Origin of the sequence: Mesorhizobium sp. WSM4898 (assembly GCF_029625845.1) — a bacterium.
In the GTDB taxonomy this organism is placed as follows: domain Bacteria; phylum Pseudomonadota; class Alphaproteobacteria; order Rhizobiales; family Rhizobiaceae; genus Mesorhizobium.
Window position 1 is genome coordinate 642,529 of record NZ_JARTVQ010000003.1, and the last position, 15,589, is coordinate 658,117.

Annotated in this window: 19 protein-coding genes; 10 read left to right on the top strand and 9 right to left on the bottom strand. The window is 63.3% G+C overall.

Annotated elements, in window-relative coordinates; genetic code table 11:
* The first annotated feature begins 17 nt into the window (after nucleotides 1–17).
* A complete protein-coding gene (accC, locus tag P9228_RS17910; protein WP_066989500.1) occupies nucleotides 18–1,361 on the top strand; it encodes an acetyl-CoA carboxylase biotin carboxylase subunit in 1,344 nt (447 codons plus the stop codon).
* Between the two features lie 23 nt (nucleotides 1,362–1,384).
* Nucleotides 1,385–2,002, top strand: coding sequence for a leucyl/phenylalanyl-tRNA--protein transferase (gene aat / locus P9228_RS17915; protein WP_066989498.1), 618 nt, complete (start codon nucleotides 1,385–1,387; stop codon nucleotides 2,000–2,002).
* Between the two features lie 9 nt (nucleotides 2,003–2,011).
* On the opposite strand, the gene P9228_RS17920 is transcribed toward aat, so the two are convergent.
* The 3 genes from P9228_RS17920 to P9228_RS17930 all read right to left on the bottom strand — a co-directional run bounded on the left by P9228_RS17920 (nucleotide 2,012) and on the right by P9228_RS17930 (nucleotide 3,562).
* The gene (locus P9228_RS17920; protein ID WP_066989496.1) at nucleotides 2,012–2,395 is read right to left on the bottom strand and encodes a hypothetical protein; all 384 of its coding nucleotides are present in this window, start codon (nucleotides 2,393–2,395) and stop codon (nucleotides 2,012–2,014) included.
* A 69-nt stretch (nucleotides 2,396–2,464) separates the two neighbouring features.
* On the bottom strand, nucleotides 2,465–3,046 hold the full coding sequence (locus P9228_RS17925; RefSeq protein ID WP_067321586.1) for a DUF2155 domain-containing protein: 582 nt from the start codon (nucleotides 3,044–3,046) through the stop codon (nucleotides 2,465–2,467).
* A gap of 117 nt (nucleotides 3,047–3,163) precedes the next feature.
* Nucleotides 3,164–3,562 (bottom strand): NADH:ubiquinone oxidoreductase subunit NDUFA12, encoded by a 399-nt coding sequence (locus P9228_RS17930; RefSeq protein ID WP_067321589.1) that lies wholly within the window; start codon nucleotides 3,560–3,562, stop codon nucleotides 3,164–3,166.
* 225 nt (nucleotides 3,563–3,787) lie between these two features.
* Here P9228_RS17930 and panB point away from each other — a divergent pair, with 225 nt between their 5' ends.
* Together panB and panC are read left to right on the top strand one after the other, a co-directional pair.
* Entirely contained in the window at nucleotides 3,788–4,627 is an 840-nt protein-coding gene (gene panB / locus P9228_RS17935) for a 3-methyl-2-oxobutanoate hydroxymethyltransferase (RefSeq protein ID WP_278054628.1), read from the top strand.
* The gene (gene panC, locus P9228_RS17940) at nucleotides 4,624–5,487 is read left to right on the top strand and encodes a pantoate--beta-alanine ligase (RefSeq protein ID WP_278054629.1); all 864 of its coding nucleotides are present in this window, start codon (nucleotides 4,624–4,626) and stop codon (nucleotides 5,485–5,487) included. Before panB ends, panC begins: the two co-directional genes overlap by 4 nt.
* On the opposite strand, the gene P9228_RS17945 is transcribed toward panC, so the two are convergent.
* From P9228_RS17945 to P9228_RS17960, 4 genes are all read right to left on the bottom strand, one after another.
* On the bottom strand, nucleotides 5,484–5,972 hold the full coding sequence (locus tag P9228_RS17945) for a GNAT family N-acetyltransferase (protein ID WP_278054630.1): 489 nt from the start codon (nucleotides 5,970–5,972) through the stop codon (nucleotides 5,484–5,486). The genes panC and P9228_RS17945 overlap by 4 nt on opposite strands.
* Nucleotides 5,973–5,976: 4 nt before the next feature.
* Nucleotides 5,977–7,476 carry an Asp-tRNA(Asn)/Glu-tRNA(Gln) amidotransferase subunit GatB gene (gene gatB / locus P9228_RS17950; protein ID WP_278054631.1) on the bottom strand — a complete coding sequence of 500 codons (1,500 nt, stop codon included), beginning with the start codon at nucleotides 7,474–7,476 and terminating at the stop codon, nucleotides 5,977–5,979.
* Between the two features lie 175 nt (nucleotides 7,477–7,651).
* A complete protein-coding gene (locus P9228_RS17955) occupies nucleotides 7,652–8,083 on the bottom strand; it encodes a CBS domain-containing protein (protein WP_066989480.1) in 432 nt (143 codons plus the stop codon).
* Between the two features lie 104 nt (nucleotides 8,084–8,187).
* Nucleotides 8,188–8,925: a rhomboid family intramembrane serine protease gene (locus P9228_RS17960; protein ID WP_127217009.1), complete on the bottom strand. Its 738-nt coding sequence runs from the start codon at nucleotides 8,923–8,925 to the stop codon at nucleotides 8,188–8,190.
* Nucleotides 8,926–9,351: 426 nt separating this feature from the next.
* Here P9228_RS17960 and P9228_RS17965 point away from each other — a divergent pair, with 426 nt between their 5' ends.
* The 4 genes from P9228_RS17965 to P9228_RS17980 all read left to right on the top strand — a co-directional run bounded on the left by P9228_RS17965 (nucleotide 9,352) and on the right by P9228_RS17980 (nucleotide 12,457).
* On the top strand, nucleotides 9,352–9,990 hold the full coding sequence (locus tag P9228_RS17965; RefSeq protein WP_278054633.1) for a PAS domain-containing protein: 639 nt from the start codon (nucleotides 9,352–9,354) through the stop codon (nucleotides 9,988–9,990).
* Nucleotides 9,991–10,161: 171 nt separating this feature from the next.
* On the top strand, nucleotides 10,162–10,776 hold the full coding sequence (locus tag P9228_RS17970) for a PilZ domain-containing protein (protein WP_067321610.1): 615 nt from the start codon (nucleotides 10,162–10,164) through the stop codon (nucleotides 10,774–10,776).
* Nucleotides 10,777–11,043: 267 nt separating this feature from the next.
* Entirely contained in the window at nucleotides 11,044–11,649 is a 606-nt protein-coding gene (locus tag P9228_RS17975; RefSeq protein WP_067321612.1) for a transglutaminase-like cysteine peptidase, read from the top strand.
* Between the two features lie 256 nt (nucleotides 11,650–11,905).
* Complete coding sequence (locus P9228_RS17980; protein ID WP_278054636.1) at nucleotides 11,906–12,457, top strand: ankyrin repeat domain-containing protein; 552 nt, start codon at nucleotides 11,906–11,908, stop codon at nucleotides 12,455–12,457.
* A gap of 32 nt (nucleotides 12,458–12,489) precedes the next feature.
* Here P9228_RS17980 and P9228_RS17985 read toward each other — a convergent pair whose 3' ends face one another.
* Both P9228_RS17985 and P9228_RS17990 read right to left on the bottom strand, forming a co-directional pair.
* Nucleotides 12,490–13,017: a gamma carbonic anhydrase family protein gene (locus tag P9228_RS17985; RefSeq protein ID WP_095801300.1), complete on the bottom strand. Its 528-nt coding sequence runs from the start codon at nucleotides 13,015–13,017 to the stop codon at nucleotides 12,490–12,492.
* A 73-nt stretch (nucleotides 13,018–13,090) separates the two neighbouring features.
* Nucleotides 13,091–13,369: a hypothetical protein gene (locus P9228_RS17990; RefSeq protein WP_347404298.1), complete on the bottom strand. Its 279-nt coding sequence runs from the start codon at nucleotides 13,367–13,369 to the stop codon at nucleotides 13,091–13,093.
* Between the two features lie 118 nt (nucleotides 13,370–13,487).
* Between P9228_RS17990 and P9228_RS17995 the strand changes: the two genes are divergently transcribed.
* Together P9228_RS17995 and P9228_RS18000 are read left to right on the top strand one after the other, a co-directional pair.
* The gene (locus P9228_RS17995) at nucleotides 13,488–14,210 is read left to right on the top strand and encodes a hypothetical protein (RefSeq protein ID WP_278054638.1); all 723 of its coding nucleotides are present in this window, start codon (nucleotides 13,488–13,490) and stop codon (nucleotides 14,208–14,210) included.
* A gap of 132 nt (nucleotides 14,211–14,342) precedes the next feature.
* Nucleotides 14,343–15,581 (top strand): cytochrome P450, encoded by a 1,239-nt coding sequence (locus P9228_RS18000; RefSeq protein WP_278054640.1) that lies wholly within the window; start codon nucleotides 14,343–14,345, stop codon nucleotides 15,579–15,581.
* Nucleotides 15,582–15,589: the final 8 nt, after the last annotated feature.

Consider the following 15,589-nt stretch of genomic DNA (forward strand, 5'->3'; position numbering starts at 1 on the left):
CCGGGAACAGCGGGCAGATGTTCCAAAAAATCCTCATCGCCAATCGCGGCGAAATCGCGCTTCGGGTGCTGCGCGCCTGCAAGGAGCTCGGCATCCAGACGGTGGTGGTCCATTCGACGGCCGATTCCGACGCCATGCATGTGCGGCTTGCCGACGAAAGCGTCTGCATCGGCCCGCCGCCGTCACGCGAAAGCTATCTCAACATTCACCAGATCGTCGCCGCTTGCGAGATCACCGGCGCCGATGCCGTGCACCCGGGCTACGGCTTCCTGTCAGAAAACGCCAAGTTCGCCGATATCCTCGCCGCCCATAACATCACCTTCATCGGCCCTTCGGGCGACCATATCCGCATCATGGGCGACAAGATCGAAGCCAAGCGCACGGCAAAGCGCCTCGGCATCCCGGTGGTGCCTGGTTCGGACGGCGCGATCAGCGACGAGAAGGAAGCAAAGCGCATTGCCGCCGCGATCGGCTATCCGGTGATCATCAAGGCTTCGGCCGGCGGCGGCGGCCGCGGCATGAAGGTCGCCCGCACCGAAGCCGACCTCGAAGTGGCGCTGCAGACCGCCAGATCAGAAGCCGGCGCTGCCTTCGGCGACGACGCCGTTTACATCGAGAAATATCTGGAAAAGCCGCGCCATATCGAATTGCAGGTGTTCGGCGACGGCGCCGGACGCGGCGTGCATTTCGGCGAGCGCGACTGCTCGCTGCAACGCCGCCACCAGAAGGTGTGGGAGGAAGCGAACTCACCGGCCCTCAACGCCGAGGAACGTGCGCGCATCGGCGGCATCTGCGCCAAGGCGATCGCCGATCTTGGCTATTCCGGCGCCGGCACGATCGAATTCCTCTACGAGAACGGTGAATTCTATTTCATCGAGATGAACACACGCCTGCAGGTCGAGCATCCGGTGACCGAAGCGATCACCGGCATCGACCTCGTGCATGAACAGATCCGTGTCGCCTCCGGCGGCGGACTGTCGGTCAAGCAGGAAGACATCAAGTTCAACGGCCACGCCATCGAGTGCCGCATCAACGCCGAGGATCCGCGCACGTTCACGCCGTCGCCCGGTACGATCACGCATTTCCACACGCCGGGCGGCCTCGGCATCCGCGTCGATTCCGGCGTCTATTCCGGCTACCGGATCCCGCCCTATTACGACAGCCTGATCGGTAAGCTGATCGTGCATGGGCGCAACCGCGTCGAATGCATGATGCGGCTGCGCCGGGCGCTCGACGAATTCGTCGTCGACGGCATCAAGACGACGCTGCCGCTGTTCCGCGACCTCGTCGGAAATCCGGATATCGCCAACGGCGATTACGACATCCACTGGCTTGAGAAATATTTGGCCAAGGAGGAATAGGATCTTGCGGTTATAATGGCGCAATGACTCGTCCCTACGCGCCCGGCTACCGCATCCCGACCGACCTGCTGCTGAAAGCCTATGCCTCGGGCGTGTTCCCGATGGCAGAGAGCGCCACCGACCCGGAAGTGTTCTGGGTGCGGCCGGAGACGCGCGGCATCATCCCGCTCGACGGATTCCACACGCCGCGCAGTCTGAAGAAGACGATCCGCAGGCACCCTTTCGACATCCGCTACGATTTCGACTTCGAGGCGACGATCGACGGCTGCGCGGAAAGGCGCGACGAGCGCCGCTCGACCTGGATCAACGCGCCGATCCGCGAAGCCTATGTCGAGCTCTATCGGCTGGGCCACTGCCATTCCGTCGAGGCGTGGCGCGAGGGCCGGCTGGCCGGCGGTCTCTATGGGGTGTCACTCGGGCGCGTCTTCTTCGGCGAAAGTATGTTCGCCCGGGAAACCGACGCCTCGAAGACCTGCCTCTATTATCTCGTCGAGCGGCTGAACGAACGCCGCTTCGCGCTCCTCGACACGCAGTTCACCACCGAGCACCTGAAGCGCTTCGGCGCCATCGACGTGCCGCGCAGCCGCTACGAAAAAATGCTGGCAGAGGCCCTGAAGGGCGACGCGGTCTTTTATCCCTGAGGTAAGCGGTCACCCGCTCGCAGTTTCAATTGGCGTCTGGGAATGAAACATCATCTTCCAGCCATCGGCGCGATGAACATAGCCGGTGCTGACGAGAGCGGCATAGGGCTCGCCGTTTTCCCGCGTCGCGCGCGCCTCGTAGGTTAGCATGACGATATCGCTGCCGGGTTCGACCATGCCTTTCAGCCGAATGTCGAGATCGCGCCAGCGATTGGGCTTGGTGGCGGTCTTGGCCAGATCGGCATTGGTCATCGCCTGCGCCATCTCCGGAAAGGCGACGAGGCAATCCACATCGGCGTGGGCCGCGAAATACGCGGAATCGCCGGTCCAGAAGCCTTTCTCGATATCGAGAAGCTCTTTCTTGCTGGCAGTGATCGGCCTGATCGTTGCCATGGAAATCTCCCGTCGCCATCACCGTTTATCCAACGGATTGCGAAAAAGAGGGTTCCGAGAGTTCCGAGATCAGTTCGTGTCTGTGGTGTCGGCGCCATCCGGCGCGGGCGCCGCGTCCGACGGCTCAGGCGCTGCCTCGGCAGGCGGCTCCTGCACGGGCGGCTTCGGCTTGGCGGCATTCGTCTTCGGCTTGCCCGTATCGGCTTTGGCGGCGGTCGGCGGCGGCACGTCCGATTTTTGCTTGCAGCCCTTCAGCCAGACGTCATAGACGGCGTGCTCGACCGCGTTGAGACCGGGGCTTTCGGCGAACATCCAGCCGGTAAAGATACGGCGGATCTTGCGATCGAGCGTGATCTCGTCGACCTCGACGAAGGAATCGGTCTTCGGCTGTTCGGTCTCAGGCCGAGAGTAGCAGACGCGCGGCGTCACCTGCAGGGCGCCGAACTGCACCGTCTCGTCGATATAGACGTCGAAGGTGATGATGCGGCCGGTGATCTTGTCGATGCCGGCGAATTCGGCGACCGGATTGGTGATGCGGTCGGAAACCGCCGGCGCCGCCGGTGTCTGCGCGGCGGCGAACCCTGCCGTCGAGGCAGCCAGAACGGACGCTGCCGCGAACAGTCCCGTCGAGAGTCGGCCGAAAGAGTTCATGCAGGGATACCGGTGGTTGCGCCCGGGTGATTCTCTCAATCGCCCAAGGCTAGTCAGGGCTGCGCTATCAGCAAGGAGCTAAACGCCAATTGTGGCGACAAAAGACCGAAAACGCGTTTACGAACCGGGCGTCCAAGCGTCGTAGTCGCCGGTGACTTGCGGGCGATGCTGGTTGGTCAGAATGGAACCTTGCGGGCGATAGGCGCCCGGCGTTCCTGTGAGGTTGGGACGGTGCGGCTTCTGCCAATCACGAGCCTTATAGCTTTCGCTCGACGGAGGCGTGTCGACGCGATGATGCATCCAGCCATGCCATCCCGGAGGGATCTTCGAGGCTTCGGAATAGTCACGATAGATGACCCAGCGGCGGGTGCGACCTTCCGAATCGATGCCGCCCTCGTAATAGACGTTGCCGACCTCGTCCTCGCCGACCTTGTTGCCGAAGCGCCAGGTGTGGAAGCGCGTGCCAAGCGTCTGGCTGTTCCACCAGGTGAAAAACTGCAGCAGGAAAGTCTTCATCCAGATCCTCGTTGCGGCAGCGGCCGCGCCGTTTCCTGCTTATGGCGTCAGGTCAACGCGAAGGCAAGGGTTTTGCCTAGCCTGCGATGTAAATGCTTCGTGCGCTAAATCGATACACGCGTGGAGATATCGCCACCTCGGCTTGCCAAGCGTTTGCGCAGTTTCTAAAGCTCGCACGCCCGGCAAAGCTGGCGGCCGGCCCGCGCCGGTTGAGGGAGGTGACGATTGGCCCCAGAACGGTCCACCGGCAATCGGATCGGCGCCGAAGACATTCGCCGCCGCAAGGGCGGCGTGCCGATCGTCTGTCTCACCGCCTATACCTATCCGATAGCCCGCATGCTCGATCCGCATGTTGACCTGCTTCTGGTCGGCGACAGCGTCGCCATGGTGCTGCATGGCCATGCCACGACGCTCGGCGCTTCGCTGGAGATGATGATCGCGCATGGACAAGCGGTGATGCGCGGCTCGGCGAAGGCCTGTGTGGTGGTCGACATGCCGGCAGGCAGCTACGAGGCCTCGGTGGCGCAAGCCGTTGCCTCGGCAAGGCGCATCATCGGCGAGACGGCCTGCCAGGCGGTCAAGCTCGAGGGCGGGGTCGACATGGCCGCGCAGATCGCGGCAATCGTCGCGGAAGGCATCCCGGTCATGGGCCATATCGGCCTGCAGCCGCAGTCGGTGGACAAGGACGGCGGCTACAAGATCAAGGGCAGGAGCAGGGAAAACATCGCCGCCCTTTTTCGCGACGCCGAAGCGGTTGAAAAGGCCGGCGCCTTCTCGGTCGTCATCGAGGGCACGGTCGAGGCGGTGGCTTCGGACCTCACCCGTCATATCGCGATCCCGACCATCGGCATCGGCGCCAGCGGCGACTGCGACGGCCAGATCCTGGTGGTAGACGACATGATCGGCATGACCGTCGACCGCGTGCCGAAATTCGTCAAGGAATACGCAGTGCTGCGCGACACCATTGCGGATGCGGCGGCGCGTTACGCCGACGAGGTGCGCAGCCGCGCATTTCCCGGACCTGACCACGTTTTTTCGGCGGCATCGGGCAAGGACCAGGCATGAGCGGGCCAATCGTCGTCGAGAGCGTTGCGGCCCTTCGCGCGCAGATCCGGGATTGGCGCCGGGCTGGCCTCAAGATCGCGATGGTGCCGACCATGGGCGCGCTGCATGACGGCCACATCTCGCTGGTCAGGATCGCGCTCAAAAAGGCGGAGCGCTGCGTCGTCTCCGTCTTCGTCAATCCGACCCAGTTCGCGCCGACCGAGGACCTGGACAAATATCCGCGCCAATTGGCCCGCGATCTCGACCAACTGCGGGAAGCAGGCGTGCATCTGGCCTTCACGCCAGGCGTGGCGGAAATGTACCCGGCCGGCTTCGCCACCAAAATCTCGGTCGGAGGCCCCTCCTCCGGCCTGGAGACGGATTTTCGGCCTGCCTTCTTCGACGGCGTCGCCACTGTCGTGGCCAAGCTTTTCCTGCAGGCAGCGCCCGACTGTGCCGTGTTCGGTGAGAAGGACTACCAGCAGCTTTGCGTTGTCAGGCAGCTGTGCCGTGATCTCGATCTGCCGGTCGAGATCGTCGGCGCGCCGACCGTGCGTGATTCCCACGGCCTCGCCATGTCGTCGCGCAACGCCTATCTCGGCGCGGCCGAGCTCGAGATCGCGCGCAAATTCAACGTGGTTCTGCGTCAGACCGCGGCCGAACTCGCGTCCGGCGCGGATGAGGCACGTGCGGTGAGTGAGGCTGCCGAAGCGCTCGTCAGGGCGGGCTTTCGGAAGGTCGACTACGTCGCCGCGCGGGAGGCCGCAGCGCTCGCGCCCTGGCGACGAGACCGCGACGGCCGCCTGCTCGCGGCGGCCTGGCTCGGCACCACCAGGCTGATCGACAATGTGGAAATCCCTGCCGCTCCGCCGGCGCTTTAGCCGAGCCGCTTCTCCAGGATGAGCGCGGTCCATCCCGAACTGCCGCCGCAATCCGCTGTCCTGCCTGCCGTCCGAAATCCGTTCGCCTCGTAGAAGGCGATCGCCGCCGCATTCGCCTGCTCGACCTCCAGACGCAGCGTCCGCATCTCCGGAAAACTGGCCTCGACTTCGTCGAGCAGCGCCTGGCCGATCCCTTGCCGCTGACAATCCGGAGATACGTAGAGCTGGTTCAGAAGGACGATTTTCGGGTCGGTGGTGGCGGTCGCGAAAGCCATGCCGCCAAGCCGCTTGCCATCGTCAGCGACCAGGAATTCGGAATTCGGCCGGGCCAGTTGCGCCTTGAGCGAAGCAAGAGAATGCCAGTCGTCGGTGATCGCCGTTACATGCTCGGCGCCGTAAATGGCGTCATAGGTCGCATGCCACGTCTCGACCAGCAGCGCGCGGATCGCACCAAGATCGCGCTCGCTGGCGGTGCGGACGAACATCGCGCTATTCGATGCCGAGCTTGGCCTTGACCAGTTCGTTGACCGCCTGCGGGTTCGCTTTGCCGCCGGTCGCCTTCATCACCTGGCCGACGAACCAGCCGGCCATGGTCGGCTTGGCGCGCGCCTGCTCGGCCTTGTCCGGATTGGCGGCGATGACCTCGTCGACCGCCTTCTCGATGGCGCCGGTGTCTGTCACCTGCTTCATGCCGCGGCTTTCGACCAGTTGGCGCGGATCACCGCCCTCGTTCCAGACGATCTCGAACAGGTCCTTGGCGATCTTGCCGGAGATCGTGCCCTCCTTGATCAGGTCGACGACGGTACCGAGCTGCTCAGGCGAAAGCGGAACGTTTTCAATATCTTTGCCAGCCTTGTTGAGAGCGCCCAGCAGGTCGTTGATGACCCAGTTGGCGGCAAGCTTGCCGTCGCGCCCCGAGGCCACCTTCTCGAAATAGTCGGCGATCGGCTTTTCCGAGACCAGCACCGAGGCGTCGTAGGGCGATAGGCCTAGCGAGCCGATCAGCCGCGCCTTCTTCTCGTCCGGGAGTTCCGGCAGATGCTGTGCCAGATCATCGACATAGGCCTGGTCGAACTCCAGCGGCAGAAGGTCGGGGTCGGGGAAATAGCGGTAGTCATGCGCCTCTTCCTTGGAGCGCATCGAGCGCGTCTCGCCCTTGTTGGGGTCGAATAGGCGCGTCTCCTGCTCGATCGCGCCGCCGTCTTCGAGGATGGCGATCTGACGGCGCGCTTCGGACTCGATGGCCTGGCCGATGAAGCGGATCGAGTTGACGTTCTTGATCTCGCAGCGCGTGCCGAACGCGCCACCCGGGCGGCGCACCGAGACATTGACGTCGGCGCGCAGCGAACCCTCGTCCATGTTGCCGTCGCAGGTACCGAGATAGCGCATTATGGTGCGCAGCTTGCTGACATAGGCCTTGGCCTCGTCGGCAGAGCGCATGTCCGGCTTGGAGACGATCTCCATCAGCGCAACGCCGGACCGGTTGAGGTCGACATAGGACATTGTCGGATGCTGGTCGTGCATAGACTTGCCGGCATCCTGCTCCAGATGCAGGCGCTCGATGCCGACCTCGATGTCCTCGAACTCGCCCTGCCGGTCCGGTCCGACCGAGACGATCACCTTGCCTTCGCCGACGATCGGCTGCTTGTACTGCGAGATCTGATAGCCCTGCGGCAGGTCCGGGTAGAAATAGTTCTTCCGATCGAAGACCGACTTGTGGTTGATCGCGGCCTTCAAGCCCAGCCCGGTGCGGATCGCCTGCTTGACGCATTCCTCGTTGATCACCGGCAGCATGCCGGGCATCGCCGCGTCGACCAGGCTGACATTGGCGTTGGGCGCCGCGCCGAAAGAGGTCGAGGCGCCGGAGAACAGCTTTGCCTCGGACGTCACTTGCGCATGCACTTCGAGCCCGATGATGATTTCCCAGTCGCCGGTGGCGCCGGAGATCAGGCGTTTCGGGTCGGGCGTGCGGGTATCGATGATGCTCATGGAGGCCTATGGGTCGCATTTGTGGCTGGCGCGATTTTGCTTATCGCGTTGCGAAAATCGCATCACTCGCTAGTGCAAACCGTTCCTTGAGACAAGTCCAAAGCCGCGCGCAGGCCTCCAGGCAGCTTGCGCTTGTAAGCCCACGGGCTGTGCTGGCGGCACCTTCCCGCCTGTATCAGGCGGTGGCGATGTAGGCCCGGATCTCCTCGGCCTCGCGCTCGACATCCTCGATCCGGCGCTTGACCACATCGCCGATCGACACGATGCCGTCGAGCATCCCGTCCTTCTCCACCGGCAGGTGGCGGAAGCGACCCTTCGTCATGATCTCCATGACCTCGTTGACCGTGTGGTTCTCGTTGCAGATCTTGACCTTCGGCGTCATGGCCGATCGGACCGGAATATCGAGCGCGGCCGCGCCCTCCCTGGCCAATACTCGCACGATGTCGCGCTCGGAAAGGATGCCGACGATCTTGCGATCGCCATTGGTGATGACCAGCGCGCCGATCCTATGCTCGGTCAGGATGCGAATGGCTTCGCTCAGCTTTTCATTAGGCCCGAGTGTGAACACGTCATGGCCTTTTTGCTCAAGAATTGCCTTCACAGTCATGGCGTCCTCCTGTGCCTTGCCCGCCGGCTCCTGCCCTGACCGGCATTCACGTTCCGGTGAACATGGTGCGCCGTGATTGGTTGCATTTCAAGTGCGCCGCAGTGCTACTCGGGCGGCTGGGGCCGATCGAAAAAGCGCACGCCGAAAAAGCCGGCGACAAAGCCGCCGATATGGGCTTCCCAGGCGATCTGTCCCTCGATCCCCGGCGCAAAGCCGAGAAGGCCGGTGGCGAGGTTGATCACCATCCAGACGCCGAGGAAGGTCATGACGCCGCGCGAACGCAGCACGATTGCGATCGGCAACGGCTCGCCGGCGAAGGCCGCCTGGCCTGACGAGCGATCGATCCGGAAGCCGTAGCGCGCCGCAGCTCCCATCATGCCCGAGATCGCGCCGGAAGCGCCGACCAGCGGCATCTCGCCATAAGGGTGCATGGCCCAGAACAGCGCGACCGAAGCCAGCCCGGTCACGGCGTAGAACACCGCAAATCGGGCCGCGCCGAAACGATTGGCGAGCGGTGAGCCGAAAGCGGCAAGCCAGACCATGTTGACGGCAATGTGAGCGAGGCCCCCATGCATGAAAGCATAGGTGAAGGGGCGCGTGAACAGGAACCAGTCGAAGCCGTATCGGCCGGTGTAGAGCACCGGAATGAAGGCTCCGTCGTAGAGCAGCATCATTTGCTGGTCGTCGTTCAGCACATATCGCTCCAGCAGGAAGACGATCGCGCAGATCCCCATCACCGCCAGCACAACCGGCGGCAAGTTGAACACCGGCTCGCGGCGCGGCTCCGGCGCCTCGTCGTCTGGTTGCAATTCGGATTCGGTCGGTGTTACCGGTTCGCTCATGGCCTCTTTGCAGCTGGCTGGAGACTCGATTTCGGCCGAAGCATGTAGTTCACGCCGGATCGAATCACAAACCGCGAATCGCCCCAAGCTGAAATCGGATAGCGCCTGGATCGGCGACGCTGCGAATCAAAAGAAAGCCGTCCAGGTTTCCCTGAACGGCCGGTCGAGTCTCCTGCTCCCCGAAAACTGACTGAAGCGCTGCCGATCGCTGCTGAAACGACCGTTTTGGAGTGGTTTTTGACGTGCCACAGGCCCGGTCGGCGCGCAACGTAAACCACTTGTTAACCTTAACGACCCCGAGACGTGAACAAACGTTAACGATGCTGGCACGCATCCTGCTCCGCACCGCATGAAGGTCATCGGAGGGCGCCCTGTCTGTTCGCCGATGGGACAACAAGAAAGACAGATTGCCGGAGCGGAATGGAAATGAATCAGAACGGATCAATCGCGCTGTTCCAATATTGGAACCGGCTGCGTGATGGCCGCCCGGCTCCGAAACGCTCGGAAGTGGAGCCGGCGGACATCAAGACGCTCCTGGCCGATACGTTCATCCTGGAGCGCGACACACGCGGAGAGGCCGTGTTCCGGCTGGCCGGCACCAGGCTCTGCGCCTATTACGGTCGCGAGCTCAAAGGGTTTTCCTTCCCCTCGCTCTGGCGCGAGAAGGACCAGCGCCTTATGTCGCGTCTTATCCACGGCGTCTTCGATCAGAAGTCGGTGCTGCTTCTGACCTATGAAGGATTCAGCCGAAACGGTCGTTCCAGCAAGTTCGAGCTGCTGGCGCTGCCGCTCGATGGCGGCGTCGAGAGCCCTCGCTGCCTCGGCATCGTCAGCGCCGCGGATCGGCCGTTCTGGCTTGGTGCCGACCCGCTGGCCGACGCCCTGATCGACGCGATCCGGGTCATCGATCCCGACAAGGACCCGATATTCCTGAAGAACCGGCCGGCGATCGATGTTCCGTCGCTCGTGCCGACGGAGTTCGACGCGCCCGAGACCATTTCGGCGCTCGGCCGCGTACGCCGGATACGGCATCTCGTCGTCTTCGACGGCGGGCGCAACGAGTAGAGCGGAGCGCGAGATTTTGCCCCGATCTGGTCCAGGCCTTTGCCTTGCGTGGGCGTCCGCCCCCAACCCATTTGGGCCGGCTTTTTCCCGTTTGTTAACCTGCTTTGCTGTAGCTTTTTCCGGTGAAATTCCTCGCACGTCGCGCGGAATGCCAACGGGGTGTAGGCAGTCATGAGGTCAGCGGCGGAATTTGCGCCGTCCCGTGTGGAGCGGCGCAATTTTCAGCGTGTCCGGGTGAAAATCTACGGACGCTTCATGCTGGAGGACCGCACGGAACACGCGTGCCAGGTGATAGACATGTCGCCAGGCAATGTCGCCTTGCGCACCGATCGCGTCGGCATGCCGGGGGAAAAGGTCATTGCCTATATCGATCACATCGGTCGCATCGAAGGCATCGTGACGCGCACCTCGCAGGACGGTTTCGCGATGACCGTCATCGCTTCGGACCGCAAGAAGGACAAGCTCGCCGCGCAGCTCACCTGGCTTGCGAACAAGCATGAGCTCGACCTGCCGGAAGACCGCCGCCACGAGCGCGTCGCGCCGCGCAATCCGATGAGCGTGCTGCAGCTCACCGACGGGCGACAGTATCAGTGCCGCATCATCGACCTGTCGCTCTCGGGCGCGGCGATCGAGATCGACGTCAAACCAGCAATCGGCGTGCAGGTCATGCTGGGAACGATGCGCGGCCAGGTCGTGCGTCACTTCGAGGACGGCGTCGCCATCGAGTTTGCCGTCATCCAGCGGCCGGAAACCTTGGATTCGGAATTCAACGCGCCGCGGTCCTGACCGCTTAGAACGCGGACATGCATCCAACCGGCCTCCAGCGGCCGGTTTTTTGTTGGCCGGATCAGGACCTTCTAGCAGCCGGGCGGCATGTCGAGACGCCACGTGATCCGGGTGCGGCGGCCGGTTTAGATTCTCAACAATCCGCAGTCGAAATAGTTCAAATTTTATATTTAATCTACGGGCGTTTTACTCAATCTCTACTTCCGGTTTTTGCGTCAAATAAATCCCAACGTGGCACAGTCTCTCTCAAACGGGGAGACTACCATAATGAAAATGACGAGGGGCAAGCTGTTGCTCTTGGCAATGGCGATGCAGCTTTCCGCCTGGGGCACGGCAAGCGCGGGACCGCTGTTCATGCATACGGGTGGCCGCACCACCCAGCCCGTCGGCCATTATGAACTCTGCCAGCGTATCCCCATCGAATGCAATGAGAGGACGCCGAATGGGTCTCCTGTCGAGCTGACCCGCAAGCTGTGGGCGACGATGATCAAGGTCAACAATTCGGTCAACACCCGCGTCAAGCCACGTACCGATATGGAGATCTACGGGGTCGAGGAATACTGGGCCTATCCCGACAACGGTTTCGGCGACTGCGAGGACTACGCGTTGGAGAAGCGCCGCGAATTAATGGCCGCCGGTGTCCCCGCCGGCGACCTTTTGATGACGGTCGTGCGCCAGCCGAACGGCGACGGCCACGCGGTGCTGACGGTGCGCACCAGCCTCGGCGAGTTCATCCTCGACAATCTCGAGCCGAAAGTGCTCGCCTGGAACGACACGGTCTACACCTACCTCAAACGTCAATCGACAGAGAATTCAGGCGTTTGGGTTTCGATCAACGACGGCCGCGAGGACGCGGTCGCCAGCGTCCGCTAGGATCCCAATGCATGCTGCCCCAAGATGCGCAGGGCTTTTGGGGCAACGGCACACACGAAGAGATTAAGCACGCCGCATTCATACGGCGTGCCTGGAAAAAGCCCGGTCGAGTCCCCACCCTCCCCGTCCCCAACGACCGGGTTTTAGGAGCCGGCCCTGTCCCCGGGCCGGCTCCGCTTTTTTTGCCGCCGCCTGCGGGCCTTTCTCGTAACGGCAGACCGGAGCACTATGGCCGTTTATTTTTGGATGGACGGCGATGCTGGAAATCCCGGACGACCGCTGCGAGCGCGCCAAGCTGTTCCAGGCGATAGACGACGCCTTCAAGGCCGGCGATTTCGATGGGCTTGGCAAGGCGCTCGGCGGCTCCGCGCGATGGTACGACGAGAGGATGCCGTTCGAGCTCGGCCTCGGCCATCCGTTGGAATACGCGATCTATTGGAGCCCGACCGGCTTCATCGCCACGTTGCTTGATGCAGGCTCGAATCCGAATTACGAGGATCCCGCCGGCTTCCCGTCGATCATCGCCGCGCTATCCACCGAGCGGTCGGACAGGCTGCAGCTTATCCAGATCCTGCTCGAGCAGGGCGCCGACCCGAACATGCGCGGGGTCAACGACTGGACGCCTCTGCATTACGCCGTGGCGCAGCGCGACGCCGAGGCAATCCGCCTGCTGCTGGCGTCGGGCGCGGATCCGTCGCTCAGGACGCGCATCGATGATTGTGAAACCGCCCTGGAAGGTGCAGACCGCGCCGGTTTCGAAGCGGGGGCGTCGCTGCTGCGTCAGGCAATGTCCCGACGCAGTGAATAAGGTCGCGGGCGAAGCGGCGGACTGAACCGCTGTCACAGCTCCTTCAATCCGGTCTTGAAGCGCCTGCCGTTGGCGACATAGTGCGCGGCCGAGACCCGCAGCCTCTCGATTGCCGCGTCATCCAGCACCCTTATCGCCTTGGCGGGCGAGCCGACGATCAGCGAATTGTCCGGGAAAACCTTGTTTTCCGTCACCAAAGCGCCGGCGCCGACCAGCGAATTCTTGCCGATCCTCGCGCCGTTGAGCACGATGGCGCCCATGCCGATCAGGCTGCTGTCGCCGACCGTGCAGCCATGCAGCAGGGCGCGATGACCGATCGTGCAGCCCTGCCCGATGGTGAGCGGATAGCCCGGATCGGTGTGCATGACCGTATGTTCCTGCACATTGGTGTCGGCGCCGATGGTGATCGTTTCACCGTCGCCGCGGATGACGACGCCGAACCAGAAGCCGGCATTGCGGCCTATCGCGATATCGCCGATCAGCGTGGCGTCGGGCGCCACCCAATTGGTTTCGGCGTCCTCGAACCGGGGCGCCTTCCCGTCGATCGCATAGATCGGCATCTTTTCTCCGATTCGTCTCAAGCCGAGAATTCGGCGGAGCTTAGGAGACCCGTTGCCCAGGAAGCAATGGTGATCAGCACGATGCCGAGCGCCAGTGCCCAGGCAATCGCCGTGCAGCCCAGGAAAGCAGCGCCAGCGTGCCGATGCGTCCCTCGCGCCGCGCAGCCAGAGCATCATTGGTGAGCATGAACGGGCCGGCGCAGGCGGTCACCGCGAGCGAGCGCACAATATGGGCAGGCGTGACATAGGGTTCGGCGAAGGCCAGCCGGCCACCGCAGACGATTTCCATCGCCGAGCCGGCGAGGCCGCAAGCCGTCAGGCCGACCGCAAAAGCGTAGAGAGGGAGCAGCATGAGATCCATCTTTACCAACCGTTTACCATGAGACCGCACAGTCGTGCCGACGCGCTGCAAGAGCCATGCCGCGCCAATTGTGCCACCTGAGGACAGGTGAGCGGATCGGGGAATTGGGATGAGAGAGGCAGCCGCCGCGGAGGAATTCGAGGTTGTCGACTCGACCTTGATGAAGCGGGTCTTCTATGTCTTCGCGGCGCTCGCCCTGCTTTCGGTGGCTATCAGTCTCGGCGGCAAATGGCTCGGCCGGTCGATCGCCATGGCCGGCTACACCGACGACACGACCGTGCGCCAGGTCGTCATGGGCAACAATGTGATCAGTGTGCCGGCCAACTTCATCCGCTTCGACCAGGCCAGGCGCGACGGAAACGCCTCGCGCCTCGACCTTTATCTGCGCTATCCTGAAATGGACGGCTACAGCACCGCCGCGCGCGGCGACTTCAACCACACCACGACCAGGAAGATCATCTTCCTGTCATTCGAGCCGCGGATGATGTCGCGCGACATGAGCGGCCGTTTCGCGCCGATCTACAGCGCCCTGATCGTCAAGCCGGGCACACCCGGCCCGGGCGGGACGACGCTCTACGGCTTCGCCGAGAAATCGGGCTATCTCAACGAGGTCCTGGCGGTCGCCGACCGCCCCGGCAAAGACCCGTTCGTCGCCCGCTGCCTGAGCGTCCCAAGTGCCGAGGAATCACTGGCCCCCTGCGAGCGCGACATCCAGGTCGGCGACGATCTCAGCCTCACCTACCGCTTCCCGCGCGAGTTGCTCGGGAACTGGCAGGTGCTCGATGCCGCGATCGCCACCAAGGTGGCCGGTATCCTGAAAACGGGGAGCTGAAGCGCTGCGCCGGAGTCATGGGCGCGCCACCCGCTCTTCCTCTCCAGCGGCCAGCCTGGCTCAATATATCGGCACGACCGGCTCGGCGATGCGGTCTGGCATCGGGCCGGCAAGGCGCGCTATTGGTCGAAGATGATGCCACCCTATCTCACGTTCGACCCCGTCAGCCGCCGCCTGCGCCTCGACCCGCATGAACCGGCCTTTGTGCAGAACCCGTATGAGGGCTACGCCTTCTTGCACGGCGCTTCGAACGCCTTCTTCTGGGAGAATTACGGTTTTTGGTGTTTCGGCGGCTTCGACGACGTCAACCGCCTGCTTCGCGATCGTCGCTTCGGCCGCCAGAACCCGGCCGGCATTCCCGACAGCCGCGGGGTTGGCGGCGACCGTTCGCACCTGACCGCCTTCGACGCCATCGAAGCCAATTCGATGCTTGAGCTCGAGCCGCCGGTGCACACGAGGTTGCGGACACTGGTCAATCGGGCCTTCGTCTCGCGCCAGGTCGAGCGGCTGCGGCCGCGCATCGAGGCTCTGGCCAATGAGCTGATCGACCGCTTCGAGCCGGGCTCCGTCGATCTTCTGCCCGCTTACGCCTCGCCCTTGCCGATCACCATCATCGCCGAGATGCTCGGCGTTCCGATCGAGATGGGGCCGCAACTGCTCGACTGGTCGCATCAGATGGTCGCCATGTACATGCACGGCCGCACGCGCGAGACCGAGGAGACGGCCAACCGCGCCGCGCACGATTTCGCGGCTTTCCTGCGCGGCTATGTCGCCGAGCGGCGCAAGAGACTCGACGACGATCTGCTTTCGCTGCTGATCGAGGCCCAGGACAACGGCCAGAAGCTCTCGGAGGAGGAGCTGGTTTCCTCAGCTATCCTTCTGCTCAACGCAGGGCACGAAGCGACTGTGCACCAGACCGGAAATGCCGTGAGAACGATCCTCGCGCAGGGCGGCGATGGGCGCCGCTTCTTTGCAACACCGGAGGCCAATGCCGCCACGGTCGAGGAATGCCTGCGCTACGATGCGCCGCTGCACATGTTCCTGCGCTATGCCTATGAAGAGATGGAAGCTGCTCCGGGCATTTTGCTCAAGCCCGGAGAGACGGTGGCGCTGCTGCTCGGCATGGCCAATCACGACCCGCTGGCTTTCGCCGGACCGGCCACATTCAACCCGGCGCGGACGGACCAGAAGAACGTGTCGTTCGGCGCCGGCATCCACTTCTGCATCGGCGCGCCGCTGGCCAGGCTGGAGTTGCAGGTGTCGCTGAAGACGCTGTTCGACCGGCTGCCGGATCTAGGCCTGACGGAAGAGCCGCGCTTCCGCGACACCTATCATTTTCATGGATTGGAAGCGCTCTCGGTGCGCTTCTGAGCCGCAAA

Coding starts and splice junctions, on each gene's coding strand:
- P9228_RS17925 (WP_067321586.1), bottom strand. CDS start 3,046: ATGAACTCTTTCGGCCGACTCTCGACGGGACTGTTCGCGGCAGCGTCC.
- P9228_RS18000 (WP_278054640.1), top strand. CDS start 14,343: ATGATGCCACCCTATCTCACGTTCGACCCCGTCAGCCGCCGCCTGCGC.
- P9228_RS17920 (WP_066989496.1), bottom strand. CDS start 2,395: ATGGCAACGATCAGGCCGATCACTGCCAGCAAGAAAGAGCTTCTCGAT.
- panC (WP_278054629.1), top strand. CDS start 4,624: ATGAGCGGGCCAATCGTCGTCGAGAGCGTTGCGGCCCTTCGCGCGCAG.
- P9228_RS17980 (WP_278054636.1), top strand. CDS start 11,906: ATGCTGGAAATCCCGGACGACCGCTGCGAGCGCGCCAAGCTGTTCCAG.
- P9228_RS17985 (WP_095801300.1), bottom strand. CDS start 13,017: ATGCCGATCTATGCGATCGACGGGAAGGCGCCCCGGTTCGAGGACGCC.
- P9228_RS17930 (WP_067321589.1), bottom strand. CDS start 3,562: ATGAAGACTTTCCTGCTGCAGTTTTTCACCTGGTGGAACAGCCAGACG.
- aat (WP_066989498.1), top strand. CDS start 1,385: ATGACTCGTCCCTACGCGCCCGGCTACCGCATCCCGACCGACCTGCTG.
- P9228_RS17955 (WP_066989480.1), bottom strand. CDS start 8,083: ATGACTGTGAAGGCAATTCTTGAGCAAAAAGGCCATGACGTGTTCACA.
- gatB (WP_278054631.1), bottom strand. CDS start 7,476: ATGAGCATCATCGATACCCGCACGCCCGACCCGAAACGCCTGATCTCC.
- P9228_RS17995 (WP_278054638.1), top strand. CDS start 13,488: ATGAGAGAGGCAGCCGCCGCGGAGGAATTCGAGGTTGTCGACTCGACC.
- P9228_RS17960 (WP_127217009.1), bottom strand. CDS start 8,925: ATGAGCGAACCGGTAACACCGACCGAATCCGAATTGCAACCAGACGAC.
- P9228_RS17945 (WP_278054630.1), bottom strand. CDS start 5,972: ATGTTCGTCCGCACCGCCAGCGAGCGCGATCTTGGTGCGATCCGCGCG.
- P9228_RS17970 (WP_067321610.1), top strand. CDS start 10,162: ATGAGGTCAGCGGCGGAATTTGCGCCGTCCCGTGTGGAGCGGCGCAAT.
- P9228_RS17990 (WP_347404298.1), bottom strand. CDS start 13,369: ATGCTGCTCCCTCTCTACGCTTTTGCGGTCGGCCTGACGGCTTGCGGC.
- P9228_RS17965 (WP_278054633.1), top strand. CDS start 9,352: ATGAATCAGAACGGATCAATCGCGCTGTTCCAATATTGGAACCGGCTG.
- P9228_RS17975 (WP_067321612.1), top strand. CDS start 11,044: ATGAAAATGACGAGGGGCAAGCTGTTGCTCTTGGCAATGGCGATGCAG.
- accC (WP_066989500.1), top strand. CDS start 18: ATGTTCCAAAAAATCCTCATCGCCAATCGCGGCGAAATCGCGCTTCGG.